Annotated in this window: 12 protein-coding genes and 1 riboswitch; of the genes, 8 read left to right on the top strand and 4 right to left on the bottom strand. The window is 62.4% G+C overall.

The window, feature by feature from the left end; translation table 11 throughout:
• Window positions 1-27: 27 nt before the first annotated feature.
• The 4 genes from CUJ84_RS35665 to CUJ84_RS35650 all read right to left on the bottom strand — a co-directional run bounded on the left by CUJ84_RS35665 (window position 28) and on the right by CUJ84_RS35650 (window position 4,182).
• Window positions 28-1,110, bottom strand: coding sequence for an ABC transporter ATP-binding protein (locus tag CUJ84_RS35665; RefSeq protein ID WP_105010140.1), 1,083 nt, complete (start codon window positions 1,108-1,110; stop codon window positions 28-30).
• Between the two features lie 20 nt (window positions 1,111-1,130).
• Window positions 1,131-1,967: a carbohydrate ABC transporter permease gene (locus CUJ84_RS35660; RefSeq protein ID WP_063476083.1), complete on the bottom strand. Its 837-nt coding sequence runs from the start codon at window positions 1,965-1,967 to the stop codon at window positions 1,131-1,133.
• Window positions 1,964-2,824, bottom strand: coding sequence for a carbohydrate ABC transporter permease (locus CUJ84_RS35655; RefSeq protein ID WP_012760014.1), 861 nt, complete (start codon window positions 2,822-2,824; stop codon window positions 1,964-1,966). The genes CUJ84_RS35660 and CUJ84_RS35655 overlap by 4 nt, the downstream gene beginning before the upstream one ends.
• Before the next feature lie 83 nt (window positions 2,825-2,907).
• Window positions 2,908-4,182: an extracellular solute-binding protein gene (locus CUJ84_RS35650; protein ID WP_027688812.1), complete on the bottom strand. Its 1,275-nt coding sequence runs from the start codon at window positions 4,180-4,182 to the stop codon at window positions 2,908-2,910.
• An 86-nt stretch (window positions 4,183-4,268) separates the two neighbouring features.
• Here CUJ84_RS35650 and CUJ84_RS35645 point away from each other — a divergent pair, with 86 nt between their 5' ends.
• From CUJ84_RS35645 to atzF, 8 genes are all read left to right on the top strand, one after another.
• On the top strand, window positions 4,269-5,186 hold the full coding sequence (locus CUJ84_RS35645) for a helix-turn-helix domain-containing protein (protein WP_105010139.1): 918 nt from the start codon (window positions 4,269-4,271) through the stop codon (window positions 5,184-5,186).
• Between the two features lie 212 nt (window positions 5,187-5,398).
• Window positions 5,399-5,507: riboswitch (guanidine-I (ykkC/yxkD leader) on the top strand.
• A gap of 74 nt (window positions 5,508-5,581) precedes the next feature.
• Window positions 5,582-6,655 carry a putative urea ABC transporter substrate-binding protein gene (locus CUJ84_RS35640; protein WP_105010138.1) on the top strand — a complete coding sequence of 358 codons (1,074 nt, stop codon included), beginning with the start codon at window positions 5,582-5,584 and terminating at the stop codon, window positions 6,653-6,655.
• A 67-nt stretch (window positions 6,656-6,722) separates the two neighbouring features.
• Window positions 6,723-7,541 carry an ABC transporter permease gene (locus tag CUJ84_RS35635; protein WP_105010137.1) on the top strand — a complete coding sequence of 273 codons (819 nt, stop codon included), beginning with the start codon at window positions 6,723-6,725 and terminating at the stop codon, window positions 7,539-7,541.
• A complete protein-coding gene (locus CUJ84_RS35630; RefSeq protein WP_105010136.1) occupies window positions 7,538-8,368 on the top strand; it encodes an ABC transporter ATP-binding protein in 831 nt (276 codons plus the stop codon). The genes CUJ84_RS35635 and CUJ84_RS35630 overlap by 4 nt, the downstream gene beginning before the upstream one ends.
• Window positions 8,365-9,186: an urea amidolyase associated protein UAAP1 gene (locus tag CUJ84_RS35625; RefSeq protein WP_105010135.1), complete on the top strand. Its 822-nt coding sequence runs from the start codon at window positions 8,365-8,367 to the stop codon at window positions 9,184-9,186. The genes CUJ84_RS35630 and CUJ84_RS35625 overlap by 4 nt, the downstream gene beginning before the upstream one ends.
• A 12-nt stretch (window positions 9,187-9,198) precedes the next feature.
• Complete coding sequence (locus CUJ84_RS35620) at window positions 9,199-9,849, top strand: urea amidolyase associated protein UAAP2 (protein ID WP_012760007.1); 651 nt, start codon at window positions 9,199-9,201, stop codon at window positions 9,847-9,849.
• Window positions 9,850-9,852: 3 nt separating this feature from the next.
• On the top strand, window positions 9,853-13,392 hold the full coding sequence (gene uca / locus CUJ84_RS35615; RefSeq protein ID WP_105010134.1) for an urea carboxylase: 3,540 nt from the start codon (window positions 9,853-9,855) through the stop codon (window positions 13,390-13,392).
• Window position 13,393: 1 nt separating this feature from the next.
• Window positions 13,394-15,199: an allophanate hydrolase gene (atzF, locus tag CUJ84_RS35610; protein WP_105010133.1), complete on the top strand. Its 1,806-nt coding sequence runs from the start codon at window positions 13,394-13,396 to the stop codon at window positions 15,197-15,199.
• Window positions 15,200-15,207 lie beyond the last annotated feature (8 nt).

Genomic DNA, 15,207 nt, shown 5'->3' with positions numbered 1-15,207 from the left:
TTTCGTCTTTCTGTCCTGGGATTTGGTTCAGCGAAGCCGTTTACCGGCGCCGTCGAAAAGGAATGTGCGGTTGGCGGGAAGGCCGACTGTCAGCGTCTCGCGATTGCCGGCGACGCGCGATTCCGGCCGCTCGATGATCAGTTGCTCGGGACCGATGGTGGCGTAGATGTAACTGGTATTGCCGAGGTGTTCGGCGACGTCGATGGTGACGGTGAGATCGGCATCACCCATGCCCGCATCGACGAAATGTTCGGGACGGATGCCGAGTGTCACCTTTGCGCCGGCTTCGATCGGATCGGCGACAGGCAGCGGCAGGCGCGTATTGGCGTCGCTTTCCAGGGCAATCACCACCCGGCCCGGCTGCGTCTCGACCACCACCGCCTTCAGGAAATTCATCTTCGGCGAACCGACGAAACCGGCGACGAACTGGTTGGCGGGGTCGTCGTAAAGGTCGAGCGGCGCGCCGATCTGCTCGATATTGCCGGCGCGCAGCACGACGATCCTGTCGGCGAGTGTCATCGCCTCCGTCTGGTCGTGGGTGACGTAGATCATCGTCGTGCCGAGCTGCTTGTGCAGTCTGGAGATTTCGACGCGCATCTGCACGCGCAGTTCCGCATCGAGGTTCGACAAAGGTTCGTCGAACAGGAAGACTTGGGGTTCGCGGACGATGGCGCGGCCGATGGCGACGCGCTGGCGCTGGCCGCCGGAAAGCTGCTTCGGCCGCCGCTTCATCAACTCGGTGATCTGCAGGATCTCGGCGACATGGCGCACGCGCCGCTCGGTATCGGCCTTCGGATTGCCGTTCATTCGCAGGCCGAAGCTCAAATTTTCCTCGACCGTCAGATGCGGATAGAGCGCGTAGGACTGGAACACCATGGCGATGCCGCGATCGGCCGGCTCGACGTCGTTGACGACTCTACCCCCGATCTGAAGCTCGCCTGACGTAATGTCCTCGAGGCCGGCGATCATCCTGAGCAGCGTGGACTTGCCGCAGCCGGAGGGGCCGACGAAGACGACGAATTCGCCGTCCTTCACCTCCAGATTGGCGCCGTGGATGATCTCAAAGCCGCCGAAGCGCTTGACGATGTTGCTGAGTGAAAGCTCTGCCATGCGGCCTCCCTATTGTTCGATTATTTGATTGCGCCGGCCGCGATGCCGGCGATGAAATGGCGCTGGAGAGCCACGAAGACGACGAGGATCGGCGCCGTCAGCAGCACCGCGCCGGCCATGATGCCGCCCCATGACACCTTGGTGAGACCGATCAGCGTTCCCAATGCCACCGGCGCCGTCATCATTCCCGGTTTGGAATTGATCAGCAGCGGCCAGAGATAGTTGTTCCACGAGGCGAGGAAGAGGATGATCGCCAGTGCCGCCATGGTCGGACGCGCCAGCGGCAGGGCGATGCGCAGGAAGATCTGCCATTCCTTGACGCCTTCGACCCGGGCCGCATCAAAGAGCTCGCCCGGCATCATCGAGAAGGATTGCCGCATGAACAGCACCCCGAGCGAATTGAACAGCGGTGGCACGATCAGCGCCACCCAGGTGTTTGCCAGCTTGAATTCGCGTGCCACCATGATGAATTGCGGGATGACGACCACCGAAAACGGCAGCGTGATCGTGCCGAGGATGATGGCGATGACGATGGAGCGGCCGACGAAACGGTAACGCGCCAGCGCCCAGCCCGCCATCGAGGTCAGCAGTACCGACAGGACCGTATAGATGAGCGCGACGCCAACGGAGATCACCATGGCGCCGATGAAATCGGTATCGGCCTGTAGGTTCTTGAAATTCTCGACGAAATTGGTCGATGGCCAGAGCACGATGTCAGGACTGAAGATGCCGTTGTCGGGCATGGTCGAGAAGACGAACATCATCCAGAGCGGAAACAGCCAGATTATCGCAAGCGGAGCCAGTGCGGCATGCAACGCGATCTGGCGCAGCAGAAGGGATTGCGATTTGGATTTCATTTCGGATCCCTCCCGACCCAGAGATTGAGAAGCGAGATCGCCACGGCAAGGGCAGCCATCGTATAGGCGATCGCCGAGGCATAGCCGAAGTTCAGCGAGGTGAAGCCCTGGCGATAAAGCAGCAGGCCGAGCGTCTCGGTGCCGCCGCCGGGACCGCCACGATTGGTGATCAGGAAGGGCTCGGTGAACAGCTGCATGGTGCCGATCACCGAAAGAACCACGCAAAAGAGGATGATCGGTTTCAGAAGCGGCAGGGTGATATGAAAGAATTGCTGGATCTTGCTCACCCGGTCGAGTGTCGCTGCCTCGTAGACATCGTCGGGAATCGACTGCAGACCGGCGAGGATGATGATTGCGTTGTAGCCCGCCCAGCGCCATGTGACGGCAAGGATGATCAGCGCCATGGCGGCATTCGCATTGTCGAACCAGGAGACCGGGCTGAGACCGACGGCCGAGATCAGCTTGTTGATGATGCCGAAATCGAGGCTGAACATCAGCCGGAAGACGGCAGCATAGGCGACCTCGCCGACGACGACAGGCGCAAAGAAGGCGAAGCGGAAGAGCGGCCGCGCTTTCAGCAGCGGCGAATTGAGCATTACGGCCATGACCGTCGCAAGCGCAATCATCACAGGCACCTGGATCACCAGGATGATCAGCGTATTGTAGAGAGCGTTGTAGAAAGCCGGGTCATAGAAGAGCCGGCCCCAATTGGCCTGGAAACTGAATTTCCACGGATTGATTCGCGTGTTCTGAAACGAAATCAGGAACGAATTGATGATCGGCCAGACCCAGAAGGTGGCAAAGACCAGCAGATAGGGGGCGAGGAACGCATAGGCGCTCCGGGTTCTGAACGGCATCAAGCCTCCTCCTCACGAACGAATGACCGGCCGCTTTGCAAACCGGGGGAAAGCCGGGCGCCTGAAGCGCCCGGCATCGTCATTCATTGCGCGATCGGAAGGCCGGTCGCCGAAGCGATCTGCTTGGCGGCGTCGTCGAGAGCCGCCTTCGCATCGGGATAGCCGCCAGCGAAGAACTTCGTCTGCGTTGCCTTGAAGATGGCTTCCGCATCGCTCTGGAAGGCGGTGCCGCGGCTCGGTACGATCTTCGGCAGTGTCGCCAGAATATCCGCCCAGACTTTCTGGCCGCCCCAATAGGGCTGCGGCTCATTGACGAAGGGATCCTTCTCAGCCGAAAGCAGCGACGGGACCAGACCGAATTCCTTCAGCATGGTGATCTGGCCCTCATCCGTGCCGAGGGCGTAGTTGACGAATTTCCAGGCGGCTTCCTTATTCGCGGATGTCGCCGAAATGGCGAGCGACGAACCGCCGAGATTGGCCGCATGCGGGCCATCGGCCGTCAGGCTCGGCATTCTGTAGACGCCCCACTTGCCCTTGAGATCGGGAGAGGTCGAGCGCACGGTGCCCTCATACCAGCCGCCATACAGCTGGCTTGCAGCCTTGCCGGCGGTATTGGCCTGGATCTTTTCGTCCCAGTTGGCCGACGTCAGCGTCCCGGCATCCTTCATCTCCTTCACCTTTTGCAGCGAGGCGACGCAGGCCGGCTGGTTGATGGTGATATTCTGGCCGTCGGTCGAGTAGTAGCCGCAGCCCTGTTCGTTGGCGATCATGCGAAACCATTCGCTGTCGCCGTTGAAGTCGGCCTGCGCCATGACGACGCCGGGATTGGCGGCGGAAATCTTTTTGCCGGCAGCGATGAAATCGTCCCAGGTGCTGATCGTGCTCGGATCGACGCCGGCCTTTTCGTAGAGATCGCGGCGGTAGAAGACGGCGACAGGACCGGAATCCCACGGCATGGCATAGGCGACATCGCCGACTTCAAGCTCGGTGCGCTTGAAATCAGGGAATTTCGCCTGGATATCGGCCGTGTAGCCGAGCTCTTTCAGATTGGCGAAGCAATCCGGGAAACGGCTCCAGAAGATTTCAGCCTCGAAATTCTCGATGCTGACGATGTCAGGCAAGCCGTCTCCGCCGGCCGCGCAGGCAGCCAGCGTCTTATCGAAGACCTGGCTGTTGCCGAGGTCCTCGACGGTGATCTTGATATCGGGAAACTGTTTGTTGAAGCCTGGAAGCGTGGACTTCAATGCCGACGCGGCGACATTCCAGCTCCAGATGGTGAGATTGGCCGACTGCGCGTATGCGGAGCCGGAAGCAAGCACTGCGACAGCTGCGGTCGCAGCGAGAAGTTTGAAGCGCATTGAAAATCCTCCCTTTTCAATTGCCGATCTTTCACGAACGCGGTTAGACTATCTGTAAGGGAGCGGGTGTCTCCTAAAAAGGGAACATGAATTTGGCGGAAAGTAAGGTCGGGACACGTGCAATCTATCAGCCCGGCGCGAGCAGCATCGAGGGTTTGCCGACAGCGCTGCAGATGTTCCATGCCCATCCGCCTGTTATGGCCATGCCGCACTGGCACGCGCAGGTCGAGGTCAACTACGTGATGCGCGGCACCGTGCACTACCGGATGAGCGATCACGAATTCCGGCTGAACGCCGGCGAAATGTGCCTCTTCTGGGGTGGTCAGCCGCATCAGATGGACGAATCCTCAGACGATTCGCTCTATGCCGGAGCCCATCTGCCGCTCGTCTATTTCTTCCGGCTGCGCCTGCCGATCAGCGTTTCCAGCCGGCTGATGAAGGGTGAGACGCTGCTGACCTCGGCAACGGATGCCGCCGACAACGAAAACTTCACCCGCTGGTTCCGCTATGCCAATTCAGGCGATGCCGCCAAGGCCCAGCACGCCGTCGACGAGTTGCTGCTGCGCATCGAGCGGATCGCGCTCGAACCTTATTCGATGACGTCGCAAGCCATCATCAGTCTCGAAGGCGATCACCCGCACCCGCATTCCTCGCGCAGCGTCGCGCGCATGTGTGATTTCATCGCCGCCAATTTCCTGCACGACATCGATTCGGTCGATATCGCCCGCGCCGCCGACCTGCATCCGAAATATGCGATGAACCTGTTCAAGCGATCGACCGGCATGACGCTCAGCAAATATGTGACGCTGCTGCGGCTGTCGCGCGCCCAGGCGATGTTGATGAGTGAGGGCGCCAATGTGCTGCAGGTGGCGATGGACAGCGGCTTCGGCTCGATCAGCGCCTTCAACAAGTCCTTCCGCCATATCGCCGGCATGTCGCCGTCGGACTTCCGCCGCGATATCCGGCTGGTGACGACGGTCCCGGCCGGCGCTTTCCGGAACTAGCTCAGGCCCAGCCGCAATTCGGCGTTCTGTGCGTTCTGCCTGTGTTTGTTTTTCACTGGGCAAAAAAGAACCAACGCCTAAGGTGGCGGCAGAATACGCACATTTTCTGTGCAAGTGCATGCACTATTGCATTTGTCAGGGAATTGATGCCATCGCACCCTCATTAAAATCAATGATTTAAAATTTGGCACACACTTTGCTTCGACAGTTGCAGAGTTGGTGGCTAGGGTTCCGGCGTCGCAAGGCGTGGCTGGTCCGAGAGCTGCCACCGGCAGGGGAGACATCCCGCCGGGTGCACGGCGGGACAAAAGCCCGGGAGACCTCGTAAGCCAAGGGATTGGCGGCACGATGGTCATTGCCGATCCCTTTTGAAGAAAAGCAAAAGGGGAATTTCAATGCAGACTTTTTCGAAGATCCTATCGATTACCGCACTGACGGCGTCCCTGGCGCTGGGACTGGGCTCCATCGCCAGGGCCGAACAGAAGACCGACTTCAAGGTCGCCTGGTCGATCTATGTCGGCTGGATGCCCTGGGGTTATGCTGCTGATCACGGCATCGTCAAGAAATGGGCCGACAAATACGGCATCAAGATCGAGGTCACCCAGTTCAACGACTACGTCGAATCGATGAACCAGTATACCGCAGGCGCCTTCGACGCCGTGACGCTGACCAACATGGACGGCCTGTCGATCCCGGCCGCCGGCGGCGTCGATACGACAGCCGTAATTGTCGGCGACTTCTCGAACGGCAATGATGCCGTCATCCTCAAGGACAAGGCGGGCCTTGCCGACATCAAGGGCCAGAACGTCAATCTCGTCGAATTTTCCGTCTCGCACTACCTGCTCGCCCGCGCGCTCGAAAGCATCAAGCTGACCGAGCGCGACGTGAAAGTGGTCAACACCTCCGACGCCGATATGGTCGCCGCCTACAAGACGGCTGACGTGACCGCCGTCGTCACCTGGAACCCGCTGGTCTCGACCATTCTCGAGGATCCCACGGCCAAGAAGGTCTTCGACAGCTCGCAAGTGCCGGGCGAGATCATCGACCTGATGGTCGCCAATTCAGGCGTGCTGAAGGACAATCCGAATTTCGGTAAGGCGCTCGCCGGCATCTGGTATGAAACCGCAGCACTTCTGACTGCCGACAGTGCCGACGGCAAGGCTGCCCGCGAGGCGATGGGCCAGGCATCGGGCACCGATCTCAAGGGCTTCGAATCCCAGCTTGCCGCCACCAAGCTGTTTGCCAAGCCGGCCGATGCCGTTGCCTTCACTTCGTCGGGCAGCCTGCCGAAGACAATGGATCTCGTCCGCAACTTCCTGTTCGAAAAAGGCTTGCTCGGCAATGGCGCGCCATCGGCCGACGTCATCGGCATCGAAATGCCTGATGGCAAGATCCTCGGCGACAGCGGCAACGTCAAGCTGCGCTTCACCGAGACCTACATGAAGGCCGCCGCCGACGGTTCGCTCTGAGCCATGTCAAAGCAACGGTGCGGCGTTGACCGCACCGCCCTACCCTTCATCAGCGGAGCTTTCCCCTATGCGCTGGATCAACACGAGGCCGAGCCGGGGCGCGCAGCTTACCTTGACGCTGCTGCCCTTCGTGCTGCTGATTGTTGCCTATACTTTCAGCTCAGCAGCACGGCTGGCGGAAAACGCCAACGACAAGCTGCTGCCCGGTCTTGCCGGTTTTGCCGATGCGATCGACCGCCTCGCCTTCATCGCCGATCCGCGCACCGGCCAATACCTGCTCTGGTCCGATACGGGGGCGAGCCTGATCCGCCTGCTTGCCGGCCTCGGCATCTCCACAGTCACGGCGCTCGTCATCGGCATGCTGATCGGTATGCTGCCTTATCTCCGAGCCCTGCTCTCGCCCTTCGTCGCCGTCATCTCGATGGTGCCGCCGCTGGCGCTGCTGCCGATCCTCTTCATCGCCATGGGGCTCGGCGAAGCTTCGAAGATCGCGCTCATCGTCATCGGCGTTGCGCCGACGATGATCCGCGACCTTGCGCTGAAGGCGCTGGAGCTGCCGCGCGAACAGATCGTCAAGGCTGAAACGCTCGGCGGCTCCTCCTGGCAGATCGGCCTTCGTGTCGTCCTGCCGCAGATCCTCCCGCGGCTGATCACCTGCCTCAGGCTTCAGCTCGGGCCTGCCTGGCTGTTCCTGATCGCCGCCGAAGCGATTTCGTCGGATTCCGGTCTCGGCTACCGCATCTTCCTCGTCCGCCGCTATCTCTCGATGGACGTCATCTTCCCCTATGTCGTCTGGATCACGCTGCTCGCCGTGATCATGAATTATATCCTCGATCGCATCCGCATCGCCGTCTTCCCCTGGTCGGAGCTGGAGAAGCAGGCATGAGCGAACTGGTGATCGAAAGGGTCTGGAAAGAGTATGGCGACCAGATCGTGCTTGAGGACGTGTCGCTGACTGTCGCTTCGCGCGCCTTCGTCGCCCTTGTCGGCCCGTCCGGCTGCGGCAAGTCGACGTTCCTGCGCATGCTGCTCGGCCAGGAGCGGCCAACGCGCGGGACAATCCTGCTCGACGGCGAAGCGCTGCCGCAGGAGCCGGGGCCGGATCGCGGCGTCGTCTTCCAGCGCTATTCCGTCTTCCCGCATCTGACCGTGCTCGGCAATGTGCTGCTTGGGCGGGAACTCTCGGCGTCTCGCTATAAAGCCAAGCTTTTCGGCGCTGCCCGCCGCAACGCCATCGACGAAGCCCGGCGACTGATCGGCGAGGTTGGCCTTTCCGGCGCCGAGGGCAAATATCCGGCGCAACTGTCAGGCGGCATGCAGCAGCGCCTGGCGCTGGCGCAGGCGCTGATCATGAAACCGAAGGTGCTGCTGCTCGATGAGCCCTTCGGCGCGCTCGACCCCGGCATCCGCGCCGAAATCCACACATTGATGAAGCGGCTCTGGCACGAAACGCAGATGACCGTCGTCATGGTGACGCACGACATGCGCGAGGCCTTCACGCTGGCAACGCGCGTCGTCGCCTTCGAGCGTCGGCGTGACCGCCCGGAGGAAAAGGAGCGCTACGGCGCGACGATCACCAAGGACATTTCCATCTGGCCGCCCAGGCTCGCCGGCGCGCCCACTGTCTTCAGCCCCGACCGGGACGGCCCGGTCATTTCTCTGGGCCTTCGCCGGGACGACCCGACTTCCAGTCCGTCAGGAGAAAAACCATGATGCATATCAGACGTTCGCCCGAGGAGATCGCTGCCAACCGGCAGCGTTACGAGGAACATCAGAAGAAGGGGCTGGAATTTGCGCCGAAGGCCTTGCCGGCGCCGAGCCCCCTTCCCGCCCCCGCAATCGATGCGGCTGCGATCATCCATCAGGAAACCATCCCCGGCGGCTGGTACTGGTCGACCGCGCTGAAGCGCGGCGAGGCGCTCCGCATTGATCAGGGCGAAGGCGGATCGACCGTGGCGCTCGTCGCCTGGAACGCCGCTGACGCGAGCGAACGGCTCAATCTCGTCGATACGGTCAAGGTGCAGTGGACGACTGCTCTCGGCAAGGGCCGCGTTATCTTCTCGGACATGGGCCGAGTGATGTTTTCGCTGATCGAGGATAGCTCCGGCGCCCACGACTGCCTGATGGGCGGCTCGACCGCAGCTTCGAACGCCTCACAATATCCTGGCGTCAAGACCCGCAACACCCGCGACAATCTCGTGCTCGTCGCCGGCAAACTTGGTTTCACCAGGCGCGACATCCCTGGGATTCTCAATCTCTTCGCCCCGGTCCGCGTCGACGATGACGGTGGCTTCCACTGGCGCGGCAAACTCTCCAACAGCGGCGATTATGCCGAGCTGCGCGCCGAGATGGACATGATCGTCGGCCTTTCCAATTGCCCGCATCCGCTCGATCCCGACCCGGTCTATGCGCCGAAGCCGGTGATCGTCACGCGCTTTCGCGCGCCCGCACCCGCAGTCGACGACCTCTCGCGAACGGCGACGGCCGAAGCCCTTCGCGGCTTCGAGAACAACGCCTCGATGCTGGCCTGAGGGAGGATGACGATGACCGATTTCATCAAGACTTCAGCTTCGCGCAGCCTCGAAAATGCCGTGCAGGATCATTTCATCCCGGCCGAAGCGCCGTGGTCCGGCATCGTGCGCAAGGGCCAGACCATCCGCATCGAGGACAGCTACGGCCAACAGGCAATCGATACGCTGTTTTATCGCGCCGATGATTTTGCCGAGCGTTATTCCAACCAGGATACGATGCGGGCGCAAGGTGGCGCCTATATCGGCACCGGCACGAAGATCATCTCGAACGAGGGCAACGTCATGCTTGTCATGACGGCCGACAGCTGCGGCCGCCACGATACATCAGCCGGCGCCTGCTCCTGCGAGAGCAACACGGTGCGCTTTGGCCACGGCACCAAATACCTGCATGCCTGCCGCGACAATTTCGTGATCGAGGTGACAAAACACGGCATGAGCAAGCGCGACATCGTGCCGAACATCAATTTCTTCATGAACGTGCCGATCAAGCCGAACGGCGAGATGACCATCGTCGACGGCATTTCTGCGCCTGGCGACTATGTCGAGCTGGTGGCGGAGATGGACGTGCTCTGCGTCATCTCCAATTGTCCGCAGATCAACAATCCCTGCAACGGTTTCGATCCGACGCCGATCCGGGTGCTGATCTGGGATGGCGAGGACTGATCGATGTTCACCAAGGTTCTTATCGCCAATCGCGGCGAAATCGCCGTCCGCGTCATCCGCACATTGAAGAGGATGGGCATCGCCTCAGTTGCCGTCTATTCCGATGCCGACCGGTTCTCGAAGCCGGCGCTGACCGCTGATGAGGCCGTCCGCCTCGGCCCGGCGCCTGCTTCCGAAAGTTATCTTGACGTCGATGCCGTCATTGCTGCCTGCAAGGCGACGGGCGCTGAGGCCGTGCATCCAGGCTACGGCTTCCTCTCGGAGAATATCGGTTTTGCCGAGCGGCTCGCCGCCGACGGCATCGCCTTCATCGGCCCGCGGCCGGAACATCTGTCAGCCTTCGGCCTGAAGCACACGGCGCGCGAACTGGCAAAGGCGAGCGGCGTGCCGCTGCTGCCCGGCACCGATCTCTTGCAGAGCGTCGAGGATGCACTTTCGGCTGCCGAGACCGTCGGTTATCCCGTCATGCTGAAGAGCACGGCCGGCGGCGGCGGCATCGGCATGCAGCTCTGCGCCGATGCAGCAAGCCTCAAGGCCTCTTTCGAAAGCGTCCAGCGGACCGCGCGCGCCAGCTTCGGTGACGCCCGCGTCTACATCGAGCGTTTCGTTGCCGAAGCGCGCCATGTCGAGGTGCAGATCTTCGGCGACGGTAAGGGCGGAGTGATTGCGCTCGGCGAACGCGACTGCTCGCTGCAGCGGCGGAACCAGAAGGTCGTCGAGGAGACGCCTGCTCCTGGCCTTTCCGGGGAGACAAGGGCGCGGCTGCACAAGGCGGCGGTCGATTTGGGAAGCTCGGTCTCCTATGAATCGGCCGGCACCGTCGAATTCATCTATGATCCCCAGCGCGAGGAATTCTATTTCCTTGAGGTCAATACCCGCCTTCAGGTCGAGCATCCTGTCACGGAAGCCGTCTTCGGCATCGACCTCGTCGAATGGATGATCCGGCAGGCGGCCGGCGAGGACGTGCTCTCGGGTGCTAAGGCCCTGACGCCGAAGGGTGCGGCGATCGAGATGCGTATCTATGCCGAGATGCCGCATGCCGATTTCCGACCGAGCGCCGGCCTTTTGACCGAGGTCATTTTTCCGGAAAGTGCCCGTGTCGACGGCTGGATCGAGACGGGAACCGAGGTCACGCCCTTCTATGACCCGATGCTTGCCAAGCTGATCGTGGCGGCGGAAGACCGGCCGGCGGCGATCGAGAAGCTGAAGGCAGCACTCGCCGAAACGTCGATATCAGGCATCGAGACCAATCTCGCTTATCTCAGGACGATCGCCGCTTCCGAATTGCTTGCCAGCGCCAAGGTTAAGACGACGGCGCTACGCGACTTCGCCTTCGTTCCGGATGTCGTCGAGGTTCTCGCGCCCGGCGCGCAGTCAAGTATCCAGGAACTGCCAGGCCGGCTCGGCCTCTGGCATGTCGGTGTACCGCCGAGCGGGCCGATGGACGAACGCTCCTTCCGCCATGCCAACCGGCTGGTTGGCAATGCCGATGTGACGGCTGCGCTGGAGTTGACCGTTTCCGGTCCGACATTGCGGTTTTATGCCGACCAGACGATCGCGCTTGCCGGCGCGCGGATGCCTATGACATGCGACGGCGCAAGATTGCCGCATGACACCCCGGTATTGATCCGGGCCGGCCAGGTTCTGTCGATCGGTACGATCGAAGGACCGGGACAACGCGCCTACCTCGCCGTCGCCGGTGGTTTTGCCGCACCCGTTGTACTCGGCTCGCGCGCGACCTTCGGCCTTGGCCAATTCGGCGGCAACGCCACCGGCACCCTGAAGACAGGGCAGGTGCTGCATTTTGCCCGGCAGGTGCCGGCCGAACCGGCGAGACCTGCGACGGAGCCGGCCGCCTTGACGCGCGAATGGGATGTCGGCGTGGTTTACGGTCCGCACGGGGCGCCCGATTTCTTCGAGGCTAGCGATATCGAGACGCTGTTTTCGACGGCCTATGAAGTGCATTTCAACAGCGCCCGCACGGGGGTGCGCCTGATCGGCCCAGCCCCGCAATGGGCACGTAGCGACGGCGGCGAGGCGGGGCTGCACCCCTCCAACCTGCACGACAATGCCTATGCGATCGGGGCGATCGATTTTACCGGCGACATGCCGATCATTCTCGGCCCTGACGGCCCGAGCCTTGGCGGCTTCGTCTGCCCGGCAGTGATTGCCCGCGACGAGCAGTGGAAGATGGGCCAGTTCAAGCCCGGCGACCGTATCCGTTTTCATGCGGTGGCGCGGCCGGAAGACCCGATCGCCGGTCCGGCGGTGCGGCGGCTCTCGGAAGAAACAGGTTCGCCGATCCTCGGCATCAGCGAGGATGGCCCGGTTTCTGTCGTCTATCGCCGCCAGGGCGACGACAATCTGCTCGTCGAATATGGGCCGATGACGCTCGACATCGCGCTGCGGCTGCGGGTGCATCTGCTGATGCAGGCGGTCGTCGAGGCCCGCCTTCCCGGCGTCGTCGACCTCACCCCCGGTATCCGCTCGCTGCAGATCCATTATGATGGCACGCAGCTGACGCGCCGGCGCCTGCTCGGGCTGCTCTCCGAGATCGAGGCGACGCTGCCGGCGGCACAGGAGGTCACTGTGCCGAGCCGCATCGTGCATCTGCCGCTCTCCTGGAACGATCCGGATGCGGAACTCGCCATGCGCAAATATCAGGAGCTCGTGCGCCCGAACGCGCCCTGGTGCCCGTCGAACATCGAGTTCATCCGCCGCATCAACGGTCTTCCCGACGAACAGGCCGTCCGCGATATCGTCTTTAATGCCAGCTACCTGGTGCTGGGACTCGGCGATGTCTATCTCGGTGCGCCGGTTGCGACCCCGACTGATCCGCGCCACCGCCTCGTGACGACGAAGTATAATCCCGCCCGCACCTGGACGCCGGAAAATGCCGTCGGCATCGGCGGCGCCTATATGTGCATCTACGGCATGGAAGGACCGGGCGGCTACCAGCTCTTCGGCCGCACCATCCAGGTCTGGAACACTTGGCGGGAGACGCCGGTCTTTGCCAGGGGCAAACCCTGGCTGCTGAACTTCTTCGACCAGATCCGTTTCTTCCCGGTCAGCAATCAGGAATTGACGGAGGCGCGCGCCGCCTTCCCGCATGGCGGCTATCCCATCCGGATCGAGGAGACGGAATTCTCCTATGCCGCCCACGAGAAAGAATTGCAGGCCAATTCGGCGTCGATCGGCCGGTTCAAGGCAAGCCAGCAGGCCGCCTTCGATGCCGAACGCCAGCGTTGGAAGGAAGCCGGGCTCGACAGCTTCGTCACCGACGAAGGCACAGGCGAAAGCCCGGATGGGGATATTCCCGACGGCTGCTTCGGGGTTGCCAGCGCCGTGCCCGGCAATATCTGGAAATTGCTGGTCGAGCCGGGCTCCCCGGTTGCGGCCGGCGATACGCTCGCCATCATCGAATCGATGAAAATGGAAATCAACGTCACCGCCCATGCGGCAGGCCGCGTCCGCGACCTGCGCGCCGGGCCGGGAAGAAACGTCAAAGCCGGCGATATCATCGTCGTCCTGGAGGAATGCTGACATGCTGCCGACCATTCTCGATCTCTCAAGCCTTCGCGCCGCCTATCAATCCGGCCTGACGCCGCTCGATGCCATCGAAGAGGTGATCGCCCGGCGTGCCACCTCGAAAGATCCGGCAATCTTCATCACCCCGGTGCCGGATGAGGAGCTGCGCGCTGCCGCGAAAGCGCTGATGACACGTGCGCCTGAGGCAAACAGCCTGCCGCTCTGGGGCGTTCCCTTTGCCGTGAAAGACAATATCGATGCCGCCGGCCTGCCGACGACTGCCGCCTGCCCGGCCTATGCGTATCGGCCGGAGGCGGACTCCACCGTCGTTGCACGGTTGAAGGCAGCCGGCGCCATCATCATCGGCAAGACCAATCTCGATCAGTTCGCGACCGGCCTCAACGGCACGCGCTCGCCCTATGGCGCGCCGCGTTCGGTCTTCGATGCGGCCTATATCTCAGGCGGTTCGAGTTCCGGATCGGCGGTCACGGTGGCCTCCGGCCTCGCCGCCTTCGCGCTCGGCACCGATACAGCGGGCTCCGGCCGCGTGCCGGCTGCTTTCAACAATCTGGTCGGCATCAAGCCGACGCCGGGTCTCTTGCCGAATACCGGCGCGGTTCCGGCCTGCAAGAGCGTCGACTGCATCACCATCTTTGCTGCAACCGTCTCTGACGGTGTTGCGATCCGCAAGGTCGCCGAAGGCTTCGATGCCGCCGATGCTTTCTCGCGTCGCGCCAAGCCGGCAAACCTGCCTGTGTCGGGCTTGCGCATCGGCGTCCTGACCGACGCCGAGCGGGAGTTCTTCGGCGACAAGGAGGTGGAGGCGCTCTACGACCAGGCGATCGAGCGGGCCAGAGCGCTCGGCGCGACCATCGTGCCTTTCGATTACACGCCATTCCGCGAGGCTGCTGCGCTTCTCTATGACGGGCCGTGGGTCGCCGAACGTCTGGCGGCGGTCGAGACCTTCCTCGCCACGAACGCGGCCGATTTCGACCCGACGGTCAGGGGGATTATCGAAGGCGCCAAGGGCAAGACCGCGGTCGAGGCTTTCAACGGCCGATACCGGCTGGAAGAATTGCGTCGCAAGACCGAGGCCGAATGGGAAAAGGCCGACGTGCTTCTGCTGCCGACCGCACCGACCACCTACACCGTTGCGGACATGCTGGCCAATCCCGTCGTGCTCAACGGCCGCCTCGGTCGCTACACCAATTTCGTCAACCTGCTCGATTGCGCGGCGATCGCCGTTCCGGCCGGCTTCGGCAAAGGTGGGCTGCCGGGCGGCGTGACCGTCATCGCACCTGCCTTCACCGACGACGCGCTGGCGCCGCTTGCCGATGCGCTGCACCGCGCAGCAAGCTCCGGCATGGGCATCGACCGGCAGGCTGCGATCCCCGAAGCGAGCCGTGTTGTACCTGGCGATGACGGTTTCATCGAAATCGCGGTCGTCGGTGCGCATCTGACCGGCATGCCGCTCAATCACGAGTTGGCAGGCGCCGGCGGGCGTCTGGTTAAGACCTGCCGCACGGCCGGCGATTATCGCCTCTTCGTCTTGCCCAATACCACGCCGCCGAAACCGGGACTGCTGCGCGAACCCGGCCATAAGGGTCAGGGGCTGGAGGTCGAGGTCTGGGCACTGCCGGCCGATGCTTTCGGCAGGTTCGTCCAGAAGATTCCGGCACCCCTCGGCATCGGTAAGCTGGCGCTCGAAGACGGTTCCAGCGTCTCCGGCTTCGTCTGCGAGGCCCATGCGGTGATGGGTGCCGAGGAAATCACCGCACTTGGCGGCTGGCGCAACTATATCAGCGCCAAGCTGGCGAGCTGAGGAGAGCC

It is taken from the genome of Rhizobium leguminosarum, assembly GCF_002953715.1.
Classification (GTDB): Bacteria; Pseudomonadota; Alphaproteobacteria; order Rhizobiales; family Rhizobiaceae; genus Rhizobium; species Rhizobium leguminosarum_V.
Note: the sequence above shows the minus strand (reverse complement) of the source record. Positions and strands in the feature narration are given on the sequence as shown.

Coding starts and splice junctions, on each gene's coding strand:
- CUJ84_RS35650 (WP_027688812.1), bottom strand. CDS start 4,182: ATGCGCTTCAAACTTCTCGCTGCGACCGCAGCTGTCGCAGTGCTTGCT.
- CUJ84_RS35625 (WP_105010135.1), top strand. CDS start 8,365: ATGATGCATATCAGACGTTCGCCCGAGGAGATCGCTGCCAACCGGCAG.
- uca (WP_105010134.1), top strand. CDS start 9,853: ATGTTCACCAAGGTTCTTATCGCCAATCGCGGCGAAATCGCCGTCCGC.
- CUJ84_RS35620 (WP_012760007.1), top strand. CDS start 9,199: ATGACCGATTTCATCAAGACTTCAGCTTCGCGCAGCCTCGAAAATGCC.
- CUJ84_RS35665 (WP_105010140.1), bottom strand. CDS start 1,110: ATGGCAGAGCTTTCACTCAGCAACATCGTCAAGCGCTTCGGCGGCTTT.
- CUJ84_RS35660 (WP_063476083.1), bottom strand. CDS start 1,967: ATGAAATCCAAATCGCAATCCCTTCTGCTGCGCCAGATCGCGTTGCAT.
- CUJ84_RS35630 (WP_105010136.1), top strand. CDS start 7,538: ATGAGCGAACTGGTGATCGAAAGGGTCTGGAAAGAGTATGGCGACCAG.
- CUJ84_RS35635 (WP_105010137.1), top strand. CDS start 6,723: ATGCGCTGGATCAACACGAGGCCGAGCCGGGGCGCGCAGCTTACCTTG.
- CUJ84_RS35640 (WP_105010138.1), top strand. CDS start 5,582: ATGCAGACTTTTTCGAAGATCCTATCGATTACCGCACTGACGGCGTCC.
- CUJ84_RS35655 (WP_012760014.1), bottom strand. CDS start 2,824: ATGCCGTTCAGAACCCGGAGCGCCTATGCGTTCCTCGCCCCCTATCTG.
- CUJ84_RS35645 (WP_105010139.1), top strand. CDS start 4,269: ATGAATTTGGCGGAAAGTAAGGTCGGGACACGTGCAATCTATCAGCCC.
- atzF (WP_105010133.1), top strand. CDS start 13,394: ATGCTGCCGACCATTCTCGATCTCTCAAGCCTTCGCGCCGCCTATCAA.